Origin of the sequence: Mycobacterium sp. E2733, from assembly GCF_001667585.1 — a bacterium.
GTDB lineage: Bacteria > Actinomycetota > Actinomycetes > Mycobacteriales > Mycobacteriaceae > Mycobacterium.
In genome coordinates this window covers 53,441-74,851 of record NZ_LZJZ01000031.1, presented here as the reverse complement: position 1 = coordinate 74,851, position 21,411 = coordinate 53,441, and the positions used below count along the sequence as shown (strand labels likewise).

At 64.9% G+C, this 21,411-nt stretch carries 14 protein-coding genes; 4 read left to right on the top strand and 10 right to left on the bottom strand.

All coding sequences use genetic code 11. The features are described from left to right. Nucleotides 1–25: 25 nt before the first annotated feature. The 10 genes from A5678_RS07470 to A5678_RS07430 form a co-directional block, all read right to left on the bottom strand. Complete coding sequence (locus tag A5678_RS07470) at nt 26–1,528, bottom strand: NAD(P)/FAD-dependent oxidoreductase (protein ID WP_068040411.1); 1,503 nt, start codon at nt 1,526–1,528, stop codon at nt 26–28. After that, a complete protein-coding gene (locus tag A5678_RS27775) occupies nt 1,525–2,040 on the bottom strand; it encodes a hypothetical protein (RefSeq protein ID WP_231983605.1) in 516 nt (171 codons plus the stop codon). The genes A5678_RS07470 and A5678_RS27775 overlap by 4 nt, the downstream gene beginning before the upstream one ends. A gap of 92 nt (nt 2,041–2,132) precedes the next feature. After that, a complete protein-coding gene (locus A5678_RS26365; protein ID WP_082945432.1) occupies nt 2,133–2,567 on the bottom strand; it encodes a cupin domain-containing protein in 435 nt (144 codons plus the stop codon). A 234-nt stretch (nt 2,568–2,801) separates the two neighbouring features. After that, nucleotides 2,802–3,722 carry an NADP-dependent oxidoreductase gene (locus A5678_RS07465; protein WP_068040409.1) on the bottom strand — a complete coding sequence of 307 codons (921 nt, stop codon included), beginning with the start codon at nt 3,720–3,722 and terminating at the stop codon, nt 2,802–2,804. A 444-nt stretch (nt 3,723–4,166) separates the two neighbouring features. Next, nucleotides 4,167–5,363: a PPE family protein gene (locus A5678_RS07455; RefSeq protein ID WP_068040407.1), complete on the bottom strand. Its 1,197-nt coding sequence runs from the start codon at nt 5,361–5,363 to the stop codon at nt 4,167–4,169. 24 nt (nt 5,364–5,387) lie between these two features. Then, the gene (locus tag A5678_RS07450) at nt 5,388–6,440 is read right to left on the bottom strand and encodes an alpha/beta hydrolase (protein WP_068040405.1); all 1,053 of its coding nucleotides are present in this window, start codon (nt 6,438–6,440) and stop codon (nt 5,388–5,390) included. 410 nt (nt 6,441–6,850) lie between these two features. Next, on the bottom strand, nt 6,851–7,207 hold the full coding sequence (locus tag A5678_RS07445) for a phosphoenolpyruvate carboxylase (protein WP_231983595.1): 357 nt from the start codon (nt 7,205–7,207) through the stop codon (nt 6,851–6,853). Between the two features lie 850 nt (nt 7,208–8,057). Beyond that, nucleotides 8,058–8,369 (bottom strand): protein UsfY, encoded by a 312-nt coding sequence (gene usfY, locus A5678_RS07440; protein ID WP_197502067.1) that lies wholly within the window; start codon nt 8,367–8,369, stop codon nt 8,058–8,060. Nucleotides 8,370–8,408: 39 nt separating this feature from the next. Further along, the gene (locus A5678_RS07435; RefSeq protein WP_068040400.1) at nt 8,409–8,774 is read right to left on the bottom strand and encodes a phage holin family protein; all 366 of its coding nucleotides are present in this window, start codon (nt 8,772–8,774) and stop codon (nt 8,409–8,411) included. Nucleotides 8,775–9,124: 350 nt separating this feature from the next. Beyond that, entirely contained in the window at nt 9,125–10,888 is a 1,764-nt protein-coding gene (locus tag A5678_RS07430) for a sigma-54-dependent Fis family transcriptional regulator (RefSeq protein WP_304528360.1), read from the bottom strand. A gap of 367 nt (nt 10,889–11,255) precedes the next feature. Here A5678_RS07430 and A5678_RS26360 point away from each other — a divergent pair, with 367 nt between their 5' ends. From A5678_RS26360 to A5678_RS07415, 4 genes are all read left to right on the top strand, one after another. Next, the gene (locus tag A5678_RS26360) at nt 11,256–11,471 is read left to right on the top strand and encodes a hypothetical protein (RefSeq protein ID WP_082945429.1); all 216 of its coding nucleotides are present in this window, start codon (nt 11,256–11,258) and stop codon (nt 11,469–11,471) included. Between the two features lie 140 nt (nt 11,472–11,611). After that, nucleotides 11,612–14,407 carry a LuxR family transcriptional regulator gene (locus tag A5678_RS07425; RefSeq protein WP_068040397.1) on the top strand — a complete coding sequence of 932 codons (2,796 nt, stop codon included), beginning with the start codon at nt 11,612–11,614 and terminating at the stop codon, nt 14,405–14,407. Between the two features lie 91 nt (nt 14,408–14,498). Further along, nucleotides 14,499–17,312, top strand: coding sequence for a LuxR family transcriptional regulator (locus A5678_RS07420; protein WP_068040395.1), 2,814 nt, complete (start codon nt 14,499–14,501; stop codon nt 17,310–17,312). Between the two features lie 1,815 nt (nt 17,313–19,127). Next, nucleotides 19,128–21,404, top strand: coding sequence for a LuxR C-terminal-related transcriptional regulator (locus A5678_RS07415; protein ID WP_068040394.1), 2,277 nt, complete (start codon nt 19,128–19,130; stop codon nt 21,402–21,404). The last annotated feature ends 7 nt before the right edge of the window (nt 21,405–21,411 follow it).

Genomic DNA, 21,411 nt, shown 5'->3' with positions numbered 1-21,411 from the left:
TGTGGTTCCTCTCAAGGATCGCTGTCTAACCGGTCTGATAGACAAGGTGATTCGCTTGACCGCTGTTCTGTGCCTTCTGCCACCCGTTCTGCGGTACCGGGGCGAGTTCGGACTCTTGGTCGAGTAACAGATCCCAGACCTGATTGACCGTCGGATGTGGCGCGACAGCATGGCGCAGGAGACCGACTGGGACCTTCGCGACAATAGCCAGAGTGGCCGCTTGCACTAGTTCGGAGAACTCCGGGCCGACAAATGTCGCCCCGAGCAGCGTGTTCGTCTCGGCGTCAATGACCAACTTCGCCCATCCCTGGAAACCATCCCGGAAAAGGGCCAGGAATGACAGTGTGCCGGGGTAACAGGCAGTTCGCGTCCGCACCACGAATCCTTCTGCTAGAGCTTGACTTTCCGAGCGTCCCGCTCTGACGACTTGAGGCTCGGTGAAGATAACCTGCGCAAGGCTGCCCGCATCACGGGCAGCCAACTCGTTCTCCCCGAGTTCTCGCCCCGCGGCCCGCGCCGCGATGATGTCGGCCACGAGATGGCCATGGTAGGTGGAGATATGCGACAACCGAGCACGCCCGGTGGTATCGCCCAAGGCGTACAGCCAGTCGCCTGTGACGCCGACCGCCTGGAGATGGTCGTTAACAGCGACGAACCCGCCGCTTGGCAGGCCAAGGGTTTCCAGCCCGATGTCGTCGGTGTTGGTGCGCCGTCCGGCGGCCAGGACGACCTCGTCTACCTCGATGGTCTGGCCGCCGAAAGTTGCGGTGACGGGCCCGCCCGCCACGGGGCGGGCTACCGCCGACAACTCCGTGTCAAAGTGGATCATGACGCCTTTGCTTCGCAGTGACTGCGCGACCAGGTCGCGGGCTTCGGGTTCGCAGCCGGAAAGTAGAGCGTTCCCGCGTACCAGAAGTGTTACCGCCGAACCCAAACCGGTAAGGATGGTCGCGAACTCCACACCGACGGGGCCGCCACCCACCACCAGGGCGCGAGGTGGCACTTTCGTCATGGTCGTCAAGTCCCTATTGGTCCACGGGCGTGCTTGCGCCAACCCAGGTATCTCCGGCACGTTAGGGCGTGTCCCGGTGGCCACAACGACCGCGTGGCGTGCCTCCAAAACGGCTTGGGTGTTGTCGGCACAAGCCACCCGCACTGTCCGTTCGCCGTTCAACCGGCCGAACCCGTGAAACACTGCTACACCCGCCTGCCGCAGTGATGCTGTTCTGTCTTGGTCCGAGAGGTGCTCGATGATCGCGTCGCGTTTGGCGAAGACGGCCGCAATGTCCAGTCCTTCGTCCGAAACGACCTCTCGCACACCAGGAACGGCCTTTGCGAGATTGAACACCTCGATCGGACGAAGCAGTGTTTTGCTCGGGTTGCAGCCCCAGTAATGGCACTCCCCCGCGACCAGACGATCCTCGATGAGCGCTACCGCAAAGCCTGCCGACGCAAGCTTTCGCACGGCGGCCAGGCCGCCGACCCCGCCGCCGACGACGACAACGTCGAAGTCTTTGCCAGCCTTCATCTAGCGTCACTTCCGATGACCGCTACGGGCGGCGGCTGTGGTGGCCTGCGACGATCTCGAATGTCCGGACTGGAGGAGGTGCCAGGGGTGTGTGGTGCCGGCGGCGGTGTTGTGCCGAGTATCGCGTAGGCCGCGGCCGCGCTTGCTGCGGAGAAGACACTGTAGCTAAGCGGTGATTCAAATCCGAGGGATACAGCCATCGCGGTTCCAAATATTATGAGCACCAAGCAAGTCGCCATGCCGACGAGTTTTGGCTGCCAGCCGGCCAGGAGCAAGACCGCCAGGGTCGCTTCGGTGGCGGTGGCAGCCCAGACAATGACGGTCAATAACCATCCAGAAGCAAATGGAACAAGCTGGTGGACATAGCCGGCGAAAGCTCCGATGCTCCCCCAGCTGCCCTGCCCAAACGGCTTCCACCAACCGAATCGGTCGGCAACGGCGGACAGAAAGGCCGAAGCGAGCGACAATCGTAGGGCTATCCGGACAACCCGGCTCGAATCATGCTTGTGCATGAACTGCTCCAGCTGTGTCGTATCGCGGAGATGGATGATGTCGGCAAATCGTTGATGTCGAGCAACCCAAACCGGACCGCAAACGCGTCGGCTCATTTTTTCGCGTTGTCGGCCGTGGTTAGCGGGGCGTCTCCCGTATCGAGTAGGAAGACGGCGAGTAGCTCAGCGGGTTCCGTGGCGCTGGCATTTTCACTGATCGTGTGGTGCGCGCCGGGGGCTTCACTCCACGTGTCACCCGCGTGATAGACGCGTGCAGGCTCACCTTCGACTTGGCTGCGGATCGCTCCGGAAATCACGTAGGCCATGATGAATGCCGATTTCGCGTGGTGGTGAGCTCCGCTTTTTGCTCCGGGCGGATAGCTGACGGTCACTGCCTCAAGTGATTTGCCCGGAACATTGGTTAGGTGATTGAAAACCGGTCGGACAACCGGGTTTTGATCCGAACTCTCTGGCGCCGGCTCGGCATGGGCCGCGGGCGCGAGCATCACCGCAATAGTCAGTGCGGCGAGTGATATTTTCAGGGCCATTTGGCTGCCTTCCCTTCGGATGTCTTGGCGACCAGCTGATGTGATGCACGATTTGGGCTGACCCGCGCACGCCCGGCGACGGCTCGCGCCCTGTCACCGGCACCGGTAGCTGACCGCGACGGCGCTCGCCCGCCTAGCCCTGCTCTGCCCCAACAGGTTCGGCGGATCGGCATGCAGGTAAGTCACCTCCCAGTAGCACGCGTGCACGCCGCCCGATCACGGATGGTTCCTTTTTCAATCTTCCGCGACCCGCAGGATCGTCTTGCCAGGGATGCGCTTGCCGTTAGCGAATGCGGCGGCGGCTTGGGCCAGTGGCAGTACGGCACCCACCACCGGTTTGAGGCGCCCATCGCGTACTCGCACGGCGAGCTCGGCCAGCTGGGCGCGATCGGCTTCGACCAGGAAGAAAACTGCCCGCCCGTCGCGCGGCTGGGTCTTTGGCGGCTCGGCGATGGTGACGAGCGTTCCGCCAGCCCGCACCAGAGCAGCCGATCGGTCGAGGACCTCTCCGCCGATCACGTCAAACACCACGTCGACTTCGCCGGCGTCCTCTAGCTTTTCGGTCTCCAGGTCGACGAAGGTGTGGACACCGACCTCCCCCGCCCGGTCTCGGTCTGCGGTCCGGCCGGTACCGATGACGCGCGCACCGACGTCGCGAGCCAGCTGCACCGCTATCGACCCAACGCCACCCGCGGCGCCGTGGATCAGAACCGTTTGTCCGGGTACGAGGCGGCCGTGGTCGAACAGGCCCTGCCAGGCGGCTAATCCGGAGATCGGCAGCGCCGCCGCCACAGTATGGTCGATGTCCATCGGCAGCGGTGCGAGATTGCGGGCTTCCACAGCGATGTACTCGGCGAGCGACCCGTTGCGGGCCCAGTCGGCGAGCCCGAACACCCGCTGACCAACGCTTAAAAGCGTTGTACCGTACCCTAACTCAACCACGACGCCCGAAAGCTCGTGGCCGGGCACACTCGGCGTCCGGTCACGGCCTGCGCGGTCGATCCAGGTGTGTGGCCAGTCAAGCTCCCCGCGTGTGAAACCGGCGGCGTGTACCCGCACGACGACGTCGTTGTCGGCAGCCTGGGGATAAGGCAGGTCGGTCAGTGACAGGCCGGCGACACCGGCGTCCCGATCTGAAACAGTGATGGCTTGCATTACACGTCCTTCCTGATGTTGGTTGTTGTCGCCGGGTCTGCCGCGGACTGCGGTTGGACGCTGACGAGCTCAAGGCCTAGATCACGGACCCGGTCGAGGAGTCCGTAAAGCTGTGACTGGTCGCGGATTTCACCAGTGAATCTGGTTTCGGTCGGACCGGCCTCGAGGCTCATCCCTTCTAATGCGGACCCGAGCCGCTCGGTCAGGCGGCCCCGAATGCAGATCCGGTACATCGTCGGCTGCACTTAATCCTCCGCTCGCCAGCTGCTGATTCAGCGTTCACCGACGCGGGGTGAGTCGTCATCACCCGGCGAGCTAATTCACCCGGGTGAGTGCATACCCCGAGTGGGCCCAGCGACGGGAGGACTCTGGGTTCAGATCTTCGAGCGCTGCTGCCCTACTTAAGACGGCGAGGGTCAGCATTCCGCCGCAGCCGGCGCGGTGTCAGCGCCTGTCATCGCCATCCGGCGGCCGCGGCGTCACAGTCATGGTGATCGTGGGCCGCCGCTGAGGGGGAACGCCGCGGATCCCGCGTACGGCCGCACTCGCCAAGAGCATTTCGTTGAACGGGTTTTCCGCGCTCGTTGCCAGGACCGTCGGGGCGGCACCGGGAAGGGCGTTCGGCCACGCTACCGCGACCTGTCTGATCGGCGGGATGGCTTCGGTCCAACTCGGGGGCACCGACAGCGCGCCGATTGAAAAGGCCCGGCCCAGACCCGCTGACGCTCTGGGTTGCACACCACTGCCTGCGCCTGTTCCTGAACCCCCCGGGACCGCGCCCAAACGTTGGAGTATGGCATCCAGCTTGCTCGCACCATCTGGGTCGTAGTGCACCGCATATCCGAGGCCGGCATACGACCCGGCCATGCCAGTCGAAGTGATGGCGGTAGAAGCCGACGCAATGGTCGGGTTCACGGGGCTCAGTAAGCTCAACAATTGCATGAGCGATGGGAATGCGGCGGCCTCGGCCGGTAAAGGCAGCGCAAGTCCCTGAAGTGCATTCGGCACTGCGGAGAGCAGCTGCGAGCCTGTCGACACGATGGTCTGGGTGCCCATGCCGGCGGGCGTAGCGCTGGCCTGCGCGACTGCAGCAACCTGGGTGGCGACCCCGGCCGGATTTGTGGTGGGCGTGGGCGAGGTGTACGACGGTAACGCCGACGCGGCAGCCGACGCGCCCGCATACTCATACATTGCCCCGGCGTCCTGGGCCCACATTTCGCCGTAGACGGCCTCGGTGGCCGCAATTGCCGGGGTGTTTTGACCGAGGATGTTTGTCGCGATCAGCGACATCAGCTGCGCGCGATTGGCTGCGATCATCGCTGGTGGCACCGTCATCGCAAACGCGGCCTCATAGGCGGCTGCGGCGGCCGCGGCCTGAGTGGCGGCCTGCTCGCACAACACCGCAGTTGTTGTCAGCCACGAGGCGTAGGGCTCGGCGGCGGCCGTCATCGCCACATAGGCGGGACCGAGCCAAGCCGCGCCGGTCAGGTCGCAGATCACCCATCGATAGGAGGCCGCCGTGACGTGTAGGTCGGCAGCCAGCCCTTCCCAGGCCGCGGCGGCAGCCAGCATCGACCCGCAACCCGGCCCCGAATACATGCGACCGGAGTTGATTTCCGGCGGCAACGCCCCGAAATCCATCTTCGAAACCTCAGGGGCCCTTGGCTATCCGGTTGCTTCGCGGATGTAGTCACCGATTTGGCGCAGTGAACGGGTGGCTTCGGGAATCATCGGCGCGGCGAATTGGAACACGTGGATCTGGCCCGGCCATACCTGGACTTCGACGGGCACCCCGGCGGTGGCCAGTCGTTGAGCCGCCAGCTGCGCGTCGTGGAGCAATACCTCGCCACCGGACACATGGATCAACATGGGTGGTAGTCCGGGTTGGATGTGATCAAGCGGCTCGTAGACCGCGTCGGAATACCCGCTGGCACCGCGTTGTGCTGCGGCGCGGGTGATCAAGCCAAGTAAGGCGTCGAACGCTCTCGGTGGGAGCATCGCATCCGAGCTGATATCGGGGTTGGTCGCTCTGGGTTGTGTGGCCAATTGCAGCAGCGGTGACATCGCCACCAGCGCTGCCGGCTGCTCACCGCATGCGAGCAGGCGTTGCGCCAGCGCGAGCGCCAAGTAGCCCCCGGCAGAATCGCCGGCCAGCACGATCTGGTTGGGCTCGTAACCTTTTCGCCGCAACCACCGGTAGCCGTCGTAGCAGTCGTTGATCGCGTCGTTGATCGAATGTTTCGGAAGCTTACGGTAGTTGGGCACCAGCACGGGGCTGTCGGCGAAACTGGACAGCGTGCTCACCAGTCGGCCGTACGAGTGGGCACCGCAGGTGAGGAACGCCCCGCCATGCAGGTACAGCACGGCCCGGCGGGTGCCGTCGGCTGGCAGCACTCCGGCGGCACGGATAAGCTGCGCGGTGCAATGAGCCAGCCCGATGGCAACGCGCACCGCACCTGGTACCGGCGTAATGGCACGGGCGGCGAACTCGACGACGCCCCATGGCCACGGCGCCGAGGGCAGGTAGCTGCCCACGTTCAACGCGGGCCGGATCATCAGCCGGGCGCTCAGCCAGGCGATGCGCGCGCCCATGCTCGGACCGTCCTGGATGACATCCACGATGGCGTCCGCGCGGAACGGATACCGCTGACGTTTTCGTGCCCTGGGTGCTCGCAGACCGAGGTGTGCTGAGCCCGACGCGGTGGCGGGTGCGCTCATGTCAATACTTCCACGCCTCAGTCAGCAGAACTGGCGCCGGGCCAGACTCCGCGCTCATCGTGCCGGCTCCGGGTTGACGGCCGGCGCGCATGCCCGACATAAGCTCGCACTCTGGCGATCGGCGAATCTGGGTGATTCACTTGGCCTTTGGCGTGTGCCTCCGCATAACGGACACTGTTGGCCGGCGGCGGCCACCTGCTGGTCACGGCACCGCCAGACGGCCGCTCGTCCCTGCGCCAGCGCCTTGCGGTGTCGCCTACTCCCGTATGCGATCATCCCGGCCGCAACCGAGGATCCCGCACAAACGGCGGCGGTGATGCCGAAATCGATTAGCTGACCATTGATCAACATGAGGACCGCATAATCACCGGCCGCCACTGCCACAAACAGGGAGGCAATTCGTAATCGGGTCATGGTGCCAGTCCCTCGAGCCCGATCGAGCGGACAGCAAAGACACTGCGCAGGTACCCGGTGGGGCGCCCGCATGTGGTGCACGCCGGATGTGTGCCGCATCGGGACGCCACCTCGCGTTTGTCGCCGACGTAGGTCGCCATCGCCCATTGCACAGTAGCCAGGCAGGTTTCACAGAGCGTCTCGACGAGGTCGCCGTCTGGGGTTAGTCCCATCTCGTCACATCCGTCGACGGCGTGTATCTCGGCCACCGCGACTGCCGGCGCACCGCACGCAATGCCGGTCGACACGCCCTGGGCACTACAGATTGGCTGCAGTGCGTGAAGTTGATCTTCGATCGCCGGCACGGCCTCCATCACGGAACCTCCTTTCCGATGGGCCCACCGGCGGGCAGACGCGGCTACATCCCGGATTCGATGCGGCAGCCATGGTGTTCGCGCGGCGCTGGATGCGTATTCAGCAGGCGGTCGTTGAAATTGGCGACGCTTCATCTGGTTTCTCCGATTTTGTGGCGATGGTTTCTGCGGTGGCTAACGCAGCGAGGTTGTCCGCTGTCACCGCGACCCATTGCTTGCATATGGGGTTCCGAACGCAGATCGGGTACATGGTCGGGCTCCATTTGCCCTGCGCCCGCGATCTGTTAAGCCAGCATTCATTGAGGTGGGATGAGTGGTCATCACCCGACAAACTGATTCACCCGGGCGATTCGGCAGTTATTCCGGTTAACGCGAGCGGTGAGGCAGTACTCGATTTTGCGATTGCGGTAACGGCGATTAGGGAAGAAGAGCCCGGAAGCGGGCGTCGGGCGGGGGCGATTCACTCCATAGGGACTTGGCGACGCAGCGACCGCAGGACGCGGGGTATAGGTCAGTCACTTGACCACCCACCCACGTAGGGAACGGCTGCCTCCACATTTGCAGACCTGGCAGCCTAGTTGTCGAGGTGCGGCATCGTGCGAAGCGGGAGCCGCACGCCGACAACGGTCTTCGGCGGATCTCTGAGCCGCCGAGACTCGGCTGATTGTGTCACCAAGCCGCTCGTAGGGATCGAAAATGGTTGACATCATGGAGGATTCCCCGCAGGGACTATCGAAACAAACAGAAATGCGAAATATATTGGACTGCAACATAACACTAACGGGTGCTCAGACGGCGCGTTTTTTAACGCCGTGAACGTCACTGCCGAAGGAGTGCTCCGCCCTTGTGATCATCGTGCGCGCGGGCGCGCCTGACTACCAAGGTGCGCGGCGTCCCACCGCGCATCGATGCGGGTCACGCGGCGATCCTCCATGACCAGCCACAGCGCTCCGGCGACCGTGCCCAGGACGGCGATGAGCACGGTGGTAGAAAGCCATTCGTAATGTCGATAGGCGGCCGCTGCCGCCGTGCTGATCAGGCCGAACATCGCTACGATCAGCAGGACCAACCCGGGCCAGATGAAGTTGTCCTTCATCGCAATACCCGCGTGCGGTTGTGTGGTCCGGGAGTGGTCCGTCGGATCGTCATGCGTGTCGCCCATTGCGGCTCCTCTGTCGTCGGACGAGATATCAATATTTGGTCAGGCCGGGGTGAGCAACTCGGGCAGCGTAATCGCCCCAATCGTTGTCACGAGCCACACCACAACCGTCGTGGCCAGCCAGGATGCCGTGCCGTCAATAGCGAGCCCGTGCGTCAAGGCCGACGCCAGGATCAACGCGACGATTGTCAATGCCAGCCCGGTGCCCCCAAGGAGCAGCGACGCATACGGATGGGACAATTTCAAAATCCACACGGACAGGATCGCCTGCGTTACCGCAAACACCACTACGGCGACGATGAACCCCGGTGCTGACAACAAGACTGCGGGAACGATCCACCCCGCAAGCAGTATCCCGATTGCCCACGATGCCGGAAGCACCAATGCCCGCAGCAAGACTTGCCTCATGGCATTACGCGTAGGTCGGCGGGCTCTGGCTGGGTCGGGAATAACGATGACGACTGCCAACCCCACTGCCAGAAGGATGAATCGGGACCCACACCGGGACCGTGGTCAACTGTTGTTGCCATAGGGCACATCCTGGCGATAGCCGGGGTGAGGTGTCATCGTCCGGGTCGCCGATTCACCCGGGTGATCCTGCTGCACGGCTTCGGCTCCGACCCCACCGAATTCCAGCCTCCCGCTCAGCAGCCCAACGCCGACTGGGGTGCTGTGTGTGCACATTGTGGGAGCAAATGACGAGCGGCGCGCCGCGCTGATGATCATGGGCCAAGCTTGGACCGGCCAGCGTAGAGACCCTACGCGATGCCGTAGTCGTTTATCTTGCGGTAGATGGTCGCCCGCGACATTCCCAGGGCGCGAGCCGCCTCTTGCTTGTTGCCGCCGTTGTCTTGCAGGCTACGAACAATCGCGTCGCGCTCGAGGGCTTCCATTTGGGTCAGCTTCCGCCGCGTGATGGAACGGCACTCCGGTGGCAACTTGTCGGCGCTGATGATGCCCGATCGTTGGCGGGCAACGGTTTCGATCAGGACCCGCCGCAGCTGTGCGACGTTGCCCGGCCACGGCAGCCTGCTGAGTTGGCGCATAGCATCGGGCGCCAGCTGCACATCGGCGCCGCGGGTGATCTCGCGCAGCAACAGCGGTACCAATTCTTCGAGGTCGTCGATCCGGTGCCGCAGCGCCGGCACGGTGACGGTGTGGGTAAACAGTGGGAGCAGCTGCTTGATCGGCCCTGAGGGAGGCGCAGAACTCTTGGTCGCCGCGATCCAGCCCCGGCCTGCGCGCATGGCCAGCATCGAGGTGATCGATTCGAGTGTGTCGCTATCTATGGCATCCACATCGGCGATCACCACCACGAAGTCCTCATCGCCGGACTCAGCCGCCAGCTCGGCAACGAGACGCGTCGCGTTGGGAAACGTCTCGGAGCGCAGCACCCGAACGGATCGGCTCGGGTTCACGTGTTGCCCCGCCGCCTGGGCCAGCCGCGCCCGACCGGATCCCTTCTCTCCCTCGATCATCACCCAATGCCGGTCGCTGCAGCACTGCCGCACCTGTTGGCAGCAGCGCAACCATGCGCCGTCGCGGCCTGCCAGGCCAGGGATGTGAGTGTCCGCCGAACGGGCGTTTTTTCGGTGTTGCGAGCTTGTCTGGGACGAAAGATCAACGTGGAAAACAACATTGGTTCGGCCGCCGCGTATCGCGGAGCGGTCGGCGACAGTGATTTTGGCGATATGCCCGCTTGGCAGAACAGCCAGCGCCGTGCCCGAGAGTGTGGAGCTGAGTAGATCCGAGGCGTGTTCGAGCAGCACGGTCTGATCGTTGCCGTGCAGTGCGCGACGCAGATAGGGGTTGATCAACACCACGTCGCCACCGATCGCAACGACCCCGCTCGAAGACCGCCGCGCCTCCCGTAGGTACGCCTCCAAGAGCGCCGTCTCACCCTCATGAGCCACCGCCCGCATGCGATCCTCAATTTGACGACCGGCGCTGGTCGCCAACGCGAGCAACAGTGGATAGGATTCGTCGGCCGGACAACTCAGATTTACGGCGCCGATTACCCTGCGCGTGACGGGATCTCGGATCGGCGACCCTGCACAGGAGAAACCGGTGAACATAGCGACGTAGTGCTCGCCACCACGGATGAAGGCCGGCCGCCCAGTCTCTAGTGCGGTGCCAATCCCGTTGGTGCCCGCCACTTCTTCAGCCAAGCTATAACCCGGTACGAGGCTCACCGTGTCCAACGCGTTCAGGATGGACACCTCTGCGGCGGTCCGTTCAACCACCACCCCGTCCGTTGATGTCAGAATGACGCTGACAGCTTGCGCAGCCAGGTCATCGGTGACGCGCTGCAGCACCGGCGCGGCCGCGCGCGCCAACCGCGAGTCGGTATTGGGTTCACGCACATACGGGAGCTCGACCCTGTCGGGGTGTACGCGAAGGGCCTGCGACCGACGCCAAGAATCCAGGACACTGGGTTGCAGAATGCCTTCCTCACCGAGTGAGCGCACCGGGCCAAGCGTCTCCACGGACAGGAACTGTTCCCTGGCGGCCTTCGCCTCCAAGGTCCCCTCGCACACGAACCGTTCCCTGAGTCGGCGAACGTCGGTTTGGGTGTCGGCCCGCGAGCTCATCGATGCATGGACCTCGCTCCCCGACCGAGCGGCGCAGCCGCCCCCAAGTGCGCGCGTCTCAGATTGAGACGCGCAACCCTGCTCAGATTGAGACGCTCAGTATACGCCCGCAGCGGTTTCATTGGTCACGTCAGCTAATACACCGGACCGATCGGAAGGGTGAGTTGCGGCAGCAACGGCACACGGCGTCGAACGCAATGGCCGCTCGGCTGTCAACCGATCTGACTCGGCCATCCCGGCACGAGCCGCCCGGTGCAGCGCCACAGGTACAACACGATCCGGCGAAAGGGGTGGAGTAATGACTACCTATCAGCTAACCGATCGCCTACACGATGGCCGTACCGTCCGCGTCCGGGCAGATCAGATCGGGGCGACGGTGGCCTCATGGCTGGCCGAGTTGGGCGCCTGCAGTCCTTTAGCAGAATTGCTCGGCTGTGCGGTGCGCGATGGTGACTGGCCCGCCGCACACGGCATAGCCGACTACCTGTCGGTGGAAGTCCAGGGGGCAGCATGACGGTCGAAACCGAATCGCAGCGAATGGCGCTGACAAACCCGTCTACACTAACTACCAGCGCTAGCGCTGGCGAGAACTGTGGACGAGACGACGGGGAGGTCTTCCGCCCGCCTACTTCACGTCGGGCGGTGCCGGTTCGTATGAGCACTGCGAGGCCGTCGGGGCAGGTCCGCATACCGCCGATTCGGGGGCGGGCGGACGAGCTGAAGGTGGTCGACGCGCTGATGGCGGCGGTCGCTCAGGGGCGCGGGGGCGTACTGGTCATCGAGGGGCCGCCAGGCATCGGAAAGAGCCGCCTGTTGACCGAGGTCTTGGCACTCGCCGAAAAGTTCGGTGTTCGGGCGCTGTTCGGCGAGGCGTTCGAGTACCAGCAGACGGTGCCGTTTTTCTCGCTGTTCATGGCGACCCTGCGCGCGGATCCGCCGGTCGGTGACGCGGAGGCGCTGCGTCGCTTAGGCACGTCGGCAGATCTGCGCTACTGGGTGGTGCGCGATTTGCAAGCCGCCATACACGCGGCCGCATCCCGAAAACCCTTGGCGATCCTTCTCGAGGACATCCACTGGGCCGACAACGCCACCCTGGTGGCGTTGCGCTCGCTGGCCGCGACGCGACCCGAGCACCCGGTGCTGTGGGTGCTTACCGCGCGAACCGGCGCCGGCGGGCCCGCCGTTCGCGACACGCTGACCGCGCTGGAACGCGAGGATGCCACGTTCCTGCGGTTGACCGCCATGACACCTAGCGCGGTCGCCGACATAGTGGAAGACGCCGTGCGAGCCAATGCGGATGCGTCGCTTCTCAGTCTGGCCGACAAGGCGCACGGCAACCCGTTCCTGCTCACCGAGTTGTTGCGTGGACTGGACGAGGAGGACCGGCTCGACGTCAGCGGCGGCCGCGCGGTCGCCACCGGGGACACGTTGCCACGGCGGCTCAGCGACACGATGCAGCAACGGCTCGACCAGCTCTCCCCCGCTGCTGGCCAAGTCGTGCGGGTAGCCGCGGTGCTGCCTGACCGGTTCTCGGCCCGTCTGCTCGCCGCGATGCTGGAACGCCGACCGGCAGCCCTGGTACCGGCGGTGGCAGAGGCAGTCCGCGCGGACCTGCTCATCGAAGACGGTGAACAGATGAGGTTTCGTCACGATCTGCTGCGGGAGGCGACGCGACAGTCGTTGCCCCAGTCGCTGCGCCGAGCCATGGAACGGCAATCGGCGAATGTCATGCTGGACATGGGCGCGTCGCCCGAGGAGGTCGCAACCCAGCTCGCCCGCAGCGCCGAGGTGGGCGACCGGGCCGCGATCGCGGCGCTCCGCGATGCCGCACAGTCTCTGGCCTTCAGCGACCCGGGCGCTGCGTCGGATTTGAGCAAGCGCGCGTTGGAGCTCCAACTCGCCCATGACCCAGGGCGCGCGCCTCTCGTCACAGAAACGATCGTGCTGCTCAATCGGGCCACACGCTACGAGGAGGCGGAAAGGTTGGCCAGCACCACCCTGTCTGCCGCCCCGGCGCCCGAAGAAGAGGCCAAGATTCTTCTCCGGCTCCGGACGCCGATCACCGATACGACAACGCAACACATCGAAGACAACCGCCGCGCACTTCAGCTGCCCCGCATCAGCGACGTCACCCGGGCGCGGCATCAAGCGTGGCTGGCGTACAACCTGGCGATGTACGGCCTAGAAGGACACGACAGCGCGGCCGCCAGCGAGGCAGCGACCGCCGCCGCAGCAACCGGCGACCCCGAGGCGAGCATTCTGTCCGGAGTAGCACGTGCCTGCCTCGACTGCGCGAGTGGGTACGCGGGCCAGGCACTACATCGCGTCGAGGAACTGCAAGCCCTGACCCCCGTGGGCGATATGACCGCCCATAACCTCGCCGCATGCCACCTGGCAAACCTGCTCGCCGTCGTCGGACGATTGGAAGACGCGACGATCCTGGTCGCGAAGTGCAGAGAGAAATCCCAGCAGGAACGCGACGGCATGGCGCTTCACATCTGGGACCTGACGTCGGGGGTCGTGCAGGTGGCTGCGGGCCGGCTGTCGGCTGCGCGCGCCGTCACCGAGGGTCTGCCAACGCCGGAGCGAACGGGGTCGACCTTCGTCACCGCGATGCGCATGTTCACCCTGGCGGAGGTGGCGGCACGCACCGACGACCGAACCTCGATGGTCGAGATGTTGAACGAGGCGCGCGATGCCTACGCCGACGGTTCACCCGCCGTACGTCGCGGGGCCGCGGCCGTGCTGGGGCTGGCGGCGTGGCAGCGCGACGACATTCACGAAGCGGTGCGTTGGCTCGGCGGCGATATCTCGCTTCTGATGACGCCGGTGTTGCCGACGATCTTGGATCAGCTGACCTTGACCGCGCGGATAGCGTCGGCCGCGGGCGACGCCGGCCTGCGCGCGCGTCTCCTGGACGCCGCTGACATGCTCGAGCGCGAGCGGCCCGTGGTTCAGTTGTTCGCCACAGTCGCCCGACACATCCGCGGGATACTCGAGCGCGACATCGATGCGTTGGCGGCGGTGGCGAGCGCGCTGCGCTCCTCTTCGCGGCCGCTCCTTTACGCAGGCGCGGCCGAGGACGCCGGCGGCGAGCTGAGTCGCGCACGGCGTCCCCTTGAGGCGCTCGACCACCTCAACGCGGCTTTCGACACCTACATCGACTGCGAAGCGACGGCCGATGCCCGCCGGGTCGGCCGCGCACTGCGCCGATTGGGCGTGGAGCGCCGCATCGTCATGCACCCGCGGGCCAAAACGGGCTGGGACAGCCTCACCGATTCCGAGCTCAAGGTCGTCAACCTCATCGCACAGGGCGCGACCAACCGCTCCGTCGCCACGCAACTGCACCTCTCACCCCATACGGTGAAGACCCACGTGCACAATGCGTTCGCCAAGCTCGGGATCGCTTCCCGAGCCCAATTGACCCAGCTCATCCGCGGCGTTGAATGATCGACGGCAAATCTGCTGGAGGCCGTGCACGGCCTACAATGACGTGCACTGCAATGGCATTTCGGTAATTGAGCGCTAGACAGGACACCCGATGGGGCCTCCGACCGGCCTATTTGACGCCGGCGGCCAACGCCTGGTCACCCCGCCGATTCGAGGGCGGGCAGACGAGCTGAAAACGATCGGCGCACTGGTTAACGCGGTAGCCCAGGGCCGCGGGGGCGTATTGGTCATCGAAGGACCTCCCGGCATCGGGAAGAGTCGGTTGCTGACCGAGGTGTTAACCCTGGCCGAGAAGTGTGTGGTACGCACCTTGTTCGGGGAGGCGTTCGAGTACCAGCAGACGGTGCCGTTTTTTTCGTTGTTCATGGCCACTCTCAACGCTGATCCCCCGGTGGGAGACACCGAGGCGTTGCGCCAATTAGGCGGCTCGGCCGATCTGCGCTACTGGGTGGTCCACGATTTGGCCGACGCGATTCATGCCGCTGCCGCACAGAGCCCGCTGGCGATTCTCTTGGAGGACATTCACTGGGCCGATAACGGCACGCTGCTGGCGCTGAGGTCGCTGGCCACCGCGCGGCCAGATGCGGCGGTGTTGTGGGTATTGACTGCCCGCACCGGGGCCGGCGGCTCGGCGGTGCAAGAGACGTTGTCGGTGCTCCAACGCGCGAACGCCACAATTCTGCGACTGGGGGCCATGATGCCGGATGCGGTCGCCGACATGGTCCAAGACGTCGTGCGGGCGACCGCGGATGAGTCTCTCTTGAACCTGGCCGCCAAGGCTCACGGAAACCCTTTTTTGGTCAGCGAGCTTGTGCAGGGTCTGGACGAGGAAGACCGACTGAACGTCAGCGGCGGACGGGCGGTGGCCACCGGAGATGCGCTGCCGCGACGGCTGGGCGTGGGTATGCAGCAACGACTGGATCTCCTCTCCGATAGCGCTTCGGAGGTGGTGCGCGTGGCCGGAGTGCTGCCGGATCGGTTCTCGGCAGGCTTGCTGGCCGCGATGCTGGACCGGCCGCCGACCTCGTTGCTGTCGGCGCTGGAGGAGGCGGTCCGCGCGGATCTATTCGTCGAAGACGGTGAGCAGTTGAGGTTTCGGCACGACTTGCTGCGGGAGGCGACCCGACAGTCGTTGCCGCAGTCGTTGCGGCGGGCGATGGAGCGCCAGTCCGCGTCGGTCATGCTGAGTATCGGCGCGACCCCGGCCGAGGTGGCCACCCAGCTGGCACGCAGCGCCGAACCAGGCGACCGGGAGGCGATCGAGGCACTGCGCCAAGCCGCCCGATCGGTTGGCCGCGGCGACGCGAGCGCGGCCGCGGACCTGAGCAAGCGCGCGCTGGAGCTGTTGCCCGCCGACGACGCTCAGCACGGACCCCTGGTCGCCGAAACGGTGGAGTGGCTCAACCGGGCCGGCCGCCACGGCGAGGCCGAGCAATTGGCCGTCGCGGCACTCTCCGAGGCCGTCTCGCCCGAAGCCGAGGCCGAAATCCGCCTCCGACTCCGGGCGCACACCAAACACAGTGCCCAGCGGCGGGTGGAGGAGAATCGCCGAGCCCTCGAGTTGAGCGACATCAGCGAGGTCACCCGGGCACGGCACCTGGCGTGGCTGTCCTACAACCTTGTGTTGCAGGACAAAAGAGGGCAACAGCGCACGGCAGCCAACGAGGCCGCCGCCGCAGCAGCAGCCACAGGTGATCTCGAGGCCACGATCATGGCCGAGATCACCCTCGCTTTGCTCGACGTTGGTGACGGCCATAGGGTCCGCGCCCTCGGCCGTTTCGAACAACTTTGTTCGCTGGGCTACACGAATGATGCCGCCCTGGCACATCACTATGCCGCAATGTACTACGCAATTCTGCTGGCAGTGTTCGGCCGGTTGGACGACGCGGCGGACCGGGTCGCCGACGGCGCCCGGCAGGCCCGCCGCGAAGGCAACGCGATGGTCCTCAATATGTGGACTGTCATTGGCGGGATTTTCCACCTCGCTGCGGGCCGGTTGTCGGCCGCTCTCGACGCGGCTGACCCACTCCCGCCCCCAGAGCCGGCGGGCGTGAGCGAACCGGACCTGCTACGCATAGTGATTATGGCTTCGGTGGCGGTGCGCACGGATGATCGAAACATGTTGCAGCAGATGGCCAATGACGCACATTTTGCCTACTCTACCGGCTCACCAGCAATCCGTCGCGGAGCGGCGTATGTGCTCGCGCTGGCGGCGTGGCAACGCGACGACGTTCATGAGGCGGTGCGCTGGCTCGGCGGCGACATCGCCTTACTCGGAACACCACTGCAGGTCTATGCCTTAGATCGGCTGATCTTGAGCGCGCAAGTGGCATCAGCCGCGGCTGACGCCGGCTTGCGCGCACGGGTCTTGCAGGCAATCGAGATGCTTGAGAGTGAGCGGCCTGCGGTGCCGCTCTTCACCGCGGTCACCGGGTATGCCCGCGGGATACTCGAACGCGATGCCCAGGCATTAGTGGCTGCAGCGAAGTCGCTTCGTTCGTTGGCGCGGCCGCTTCTTTACGCAAGCGCTGCCGAGGACGCCGGCGCCGAGCTGAGTCGCGCACAGCGAAACGTCGAGGCACTCGACCAGCTGAACGCGGCATTCGACACCTACATTGAGTGCGGCGCGACCGCCGATGCCCGCCGGGTCGGCCGCACGTTGCGCCGCTTAGGCGTGGAACGGCGCATCGTTACGCACCCCCGGGCAAAAACCGGCTTTGACAGCCTCACCGACTCCGAACTGAAGGTCATCAACCTGATCGCCGGAGGCGCGACCAACCGCTCGGTCGCCACCGAGCTGCACCTGTCTCCCCACACGGTGAAAACCCACGTACACAACGCTTTTGCCAAGTTGGGCATTACTTCGCGCGCCCAGTTGGCGCAGATCATGCGCGGCTCCGATTGACGGACGTTGAATTCGGGGCGTTGTAGTCGACAGCTAGTCATCTAGTGAGCCGAGGGACGGTCGAGGCGTAGCCGTAGAACCGCCGGTGAGCGCAAAACCACTGCGAGCCACTGTAATTCAAAGCGTGTGACTGCAGATATGACCGCGAAGCCACTTCTGTAGCGGGATTCGGTCATGCCAATCGCCACGCGATGTTGGTTCTGACTCCCGGCCCGAGACCATCAGGCGGACAAGCGATCACGTTGTAAGCGAGCGGCCTTCTCGCAGTCGGATCGGGCGAGTTCCCCCGTTGACCGATGAGCAAGGACCATCTGATGTTCGGCCGTCCGTTTTGGAACACGCCTACGAAGCGGCCGCGGGCACGCTTCGCGACTGACATTGAGAACATCGCGACGGAGTTTCGTGTCTCAATCGCCAAGTCCGGTCCAGCTTCGCGATTATGCCGCCGAAGTCATGGCCGCGTTCAGCTCGATTCGTCGAATGCCTCGGAGGTGAGCGGCCCTGCCGCCTGAGACGGCCATCTAGAACCGTCTTCTGTGCAGTTTGTTTCAACGGGTTTGCGGCGTTGGCCTACTGCTAGACCTATCCGGCCCTAAACATCAACCCTTGGGCGATGGTTTTCCGCCGCCCACACGACGACCGTTGTGGTCGACAACAAATCACGTTCTCACCCAAGGCGACGGCTCAACTAGGCCACACACCGAACCGGTGAGCACACAAGTGAAAGAGCGAAGAATGTTGAATGCCGCGCTTGGAATGCTGGCGATGGTGCCAGTGGTGTTCGGTGTCGCCGGGTACACGATGGTGTCGCGATGACCGCCGGTCACACCGACTCGCTCGCCGAACCTGCAGCAGGACTGTACGTCTCGACACACAGGCGAGTTGAGTCGCGCAAGGCGGCCGTCGCAGTCGAGGAAATCATCGCCCATCGAAGCCGAGCGTCGTCGCCATTTGACCATTCGGCGGGCTGGGGCTGCGGTGAGCGCGTCTCAGCCCGCCGAATCCCATTCAACGGCTCGACGGCCCCCTGTGAGCCGGCCGATAACATCGCCGCCCTGGTTCGCTACGTGGATCTCCCAGCCGGGGGAACGCATGCGCCGCTCGGATTGACCAGTCCGCCAATTATCAAGGCGCCTAGGTATACACCGACCCGGCCCTAAAGATCACCCATTGGGCGATGGTGGCCGTGGTGCGCGCGCTGCCAACGTATTCATTGAGCTCTGAATCGCCGCAACCCCCGCCGATCAACCGCGAACGGCGCGAGCCGGCAACGACACAGAGGATTTAAGAGATCGACCGTGAGCACGACGTGGAAAATGTTGGTGATGCCGGTGGCGCTCGGCGCCGCTGGGTACGTGGTGGTGAACCGACGACCATGAGCAGGGGGAAGACGACGGCCGGCCCGCCCTCCGGACGTCCCACAGCGTCTCACTTTGAGACGCTCGATCACCTCATGATGAGACGCTCACCATCCGCCCACCGAGGTGTCATCAGTTGGAGGAGTCATCCCATCGAAGGGAAAAGAGGAGAAAAACGGTGAGCGGGCACATCGCGAGCGCGGGTCACGAAAGAATTCTTGAGCCGTTGGCGGCAGTCGGGTCGGCCAGCCGCAACGGGCACCGCCGGCGTGCGCCGGAGGTAATCGAACAGAACGGATCTGATTCAATAGGATCTCCGCGATTGCCGGGCAGAACGAGCCCGCCCGACCCTGCAGAGAACACCTGGGATGCCAAGCCGCCAGCGCCCACTCAAGAGGTGTCAACGCCGAGGCTTCCCGCCCGGCCGCTGGGTCCGGCGGATTTCCGGAGTTCGGACATGACCGGCTCAGCCGGACGCGGCGACGACCGCGCTGGAGAGGCCGCCGCGCGAGCAGTTCTGCTCGCCACCAAGCTGCACGTCCCGGCCATCGGGGTCCAGCTCGTTAAGCGGGCCGCCCTGCTGGACATGTTGTCCGCTGGCCGCGGCCGCAAGCTGACCCTGTTGAGTGCGCCGGTCGGCTGGGGGAAGACCACCGTGCTGGCGCAGTGGGCCCTGGCCGCGGACGAGGGTCAGCGGTTTGGCTGGCTGTCGCTTGATTCCTCCGACAACGACCCCGTGTGGTTTTGGATGTACGTGGTCGCCGCGCTGCAAGAGATCAGCCCCGGGGTGGGGATCCGCGCGGTCGAACTCCTCGCGATGGGCGCCGATCCGGCGCAGGTCGTACTGCCCACCCTCCTAAACGATCTGGACACGATCGCCAGCCCGATGGTGCTCATACTGGATGACTACCACCTGGTGACGAATCGGGCCGTTCATGAGCAGCTGGGATTCTTCATCAGCCGCTTGCCGGCGAATCTTCACTTGGTGTTGGCTACCCGGTCGGATCCTTTACTGCCGTTAGCGCGGCTGCGGGCCAGCGGGGACCTCACCGAAGTGCGAACCGACGATCTACGTTTCGGGCCCGCGGAGGCAGAGCATCTGCTCAACGACGTCCTCGGTTTGGACTTGGCGCACGCCGATATTCAGCTATTACACCGACGCACCGAGGGATGGGCTGCCGGCCTCTACCTTGCCGCGCTCTCGCTGGCCGGGCGTGCCGATACCCCCACGTTCATAAAGACGTTCGCGGGCGACAACCGTCATATCGTCGACTACTTGATGGCCGAGGTGCTCGACGGTCAGCCGCCGCACCTGCGCAGCTTTTTGCTACGCACGTCTGTCTTGGGACGACTCAGCGGTCCGCTGTGTGACGCGGTGCTCCAAACTTCTGACTCGGCCTCAGTCTTGGATGAGATCGAACGCGAAAACCTATTTCTGGTGCCATTGGACACATCTCGTCACTGGTACCGCTATCACCAGCTGTTCCGAGAGTTGCTGCGCACGGAGTTGCGTCGCAGCGAGCCCGGGCTCGTCGGCGATCTGCACCGACGAGCCGCAGCCTGGTTCGAGACCGAGGGCCTCATCGATGAGGCGGTGCGCCACCTGGTCGCCAGCGGTGACATCGAGCGCAGTGCTGATCTGATCGCCGCGGACTGGGTCGACGAAGTCAGCGGGGGCGGCGTGTCGACCGTATCCGGCTTACTTGATTTGCTTCCCGAGGAGACCGTTGCACGGGATCCGCGGCTGAGCGTGGCCCGCGCTTGGATCGCCCTAAGCGTTGGTCAACTCGATGACGCCGCCGAGTGGATCGATGCAGTCGAGACCGGCTCCGCGGTCGACACCGGCGATGGTGGCGCGATCGGCGCTCAACTCGCCGTGTTGCGCGCGCTTCACTCGTTCAAGACGGCTGAAGTCGCCGCGGCGCTCGAGACGGCTCGCGGGGCGATCACCCTCGAACTGGGCGGAGCGCCGCTGGGCCGATCAACCGCCTACTGCATCCACGGGTCAGCGCTGTACTTTTCGGGCAATACCCAGGAGGCGCAAGCCGCCTTCCAGCGGGCAGTAGAGCTGGCCGAGAAGGCGGGTGATCGTCGCGCCCGCATCTACGCATTGGGTCATCTGGCGCTGATTTCGGCCGAGCGTGGCCAGCTGTCGGACGCCGAGCGTCACATCCGCCGGGCCTCCGGCAGCTCACGGGACCTGGCGGATGCGGAACACCTCGTGGACGTCATGGTATCGGTTGCCACCGCCGAACTCCTCCGTCTCCGTGGTGACGCAGCCGCAGCGGTGGTCGCCGCCGACATGGCCGTCATGTCTGCCCGCCAAGGTGGAGCAATCCTCGAGGTGGCCAAGGCGCTTTCGGTCAGAGCGGAGATCTCGGAGCATCTAGGCGATCACCAGGCCGCGCAGGCCATCCGCGAAGAGGTCGGCGCCCTGGTGCGCGGTTGCGCGGACGCTGGCATCGCTTCGGAACTGTTCGCTTCGGCCGAGCGGCGCGTCGGCGTCGCGGCGACTTCGCGCGACGCGCGCGTCGCGGGCGGTGAGGAGCTGACCCCGAAAGAGCTTGAGGTTCTTCGCCTGCTCGCCACCCGGTTATCGCGGCGCGAGATTGGTGCGCGGCTGTACGTCTCGCTCAATACCGTGAAGACCCACCAGCGCGCCCTGTACCGCAAGCTCCGCGTTGAACACCGCAGCGCTGCGGTCAGCCGGGCGCGAGAACTCGGCCTGTTGTGATTCGCCT

What these genes read in the sequence shown, in the direction of transcription:
- A5678_RS07470 (WP_068040411.1), bottom strand. Translation starts at nt 1,528, where the DNA reads ATGAAGGCTGGCAAAGACTTCGACGTTGTCGTCGTCGGCGGCGGGGTC.
- A5678_RS27775 (WP_231983605.1), bottom strand. Translation starts at nt 2,040, where the DNA reads ATGCACAAGCATGATTCGAGCCGGGTTGTCCGGATAGCCCTACGATTG.
- A5678_RS26365 (WP_082945432.1), bottom strand. Translation starts at nt 2,567, where the DNA reads ATGGCCCTGAAAATATCACTCGCCGCACTGACTATTGCGGTGATGCTC.
- A5678_RS07465 (WP_068040409.1), bottom strand. Translation starts at nt 3,722, where the DNA reads ATGCAAGCCATCACTGTTTCAGATCGGGACGCCGGTGTCGCCGGCCTG.
- A5678_RS07455 (WP_068040407.1), bottom strand. Translation starts at nt 5,363, where the DNA reads ATGGATTTCGGGGCGTTGCCGCCGGAAATCAACTCCGGTCGCATGTAT.
- A5678_RS07450 (WP_068040405.1), bottom strand. Translation starts at nt 6,440, where the DNA reads ATGAGCGCACCCGCCACCGCGTCGGGCTCAGCACACCTCGGTCTGCGA.
- A5678_RS07445 (WP_231983595.1), bottom strand. Translation starts at nt 7,207, where the DNA reads ATGGAGGCCGTGCCGGCGATCGAAGATCAACTTCACGCACTGCAGCCA.
- usfY (WP_197502067.1), bottom strand. Translation starts at nt 8,369, where the DNA reads ATGGGCGACACGCATGACGATCCGACGGACCACTCCCGGACCACACAA.
- A5678_RS07435 (WP_068040400.1), bottom strand. Translation starts at nt 8,774, where the DNA reads ATGAGGCAAGTCTTGCTGCGGGCATTGGTGCTTCCGGCATCGTGGGCA.
- A5678_RS26360 (WP_082945429.1), top strand. Translation starts at nt 11,256, where the DNA reads ATGACTACCTATCAGCTAACCGATCGCCTACACGATGGCCGTACCGTC.
- A5678_RS07425 (WP_068040397.1), top strand. Translation starts at nt 11,612, where the DNA reads ATGAGCACTGCGAGGCCGTCGGGGCAGGTCCGCATACCGCCGATTCGG.
- A5678_RS07420 (WP_068040395.1), top strand. Translation starts at nt 14,499, where the DNA reads ATGGGGCCTCCGACCGGCCTATTTGACGCCGGCGGCCAACGCCTGGTC.
- A5678_RS07415 (WP_068040394.1), top strand. Translation starts at nt 19,128, where the DNA reads ATGACCGGCTCAGCCGGACGCGGCGACGACCGCGCTGGAGAGGCCGCC.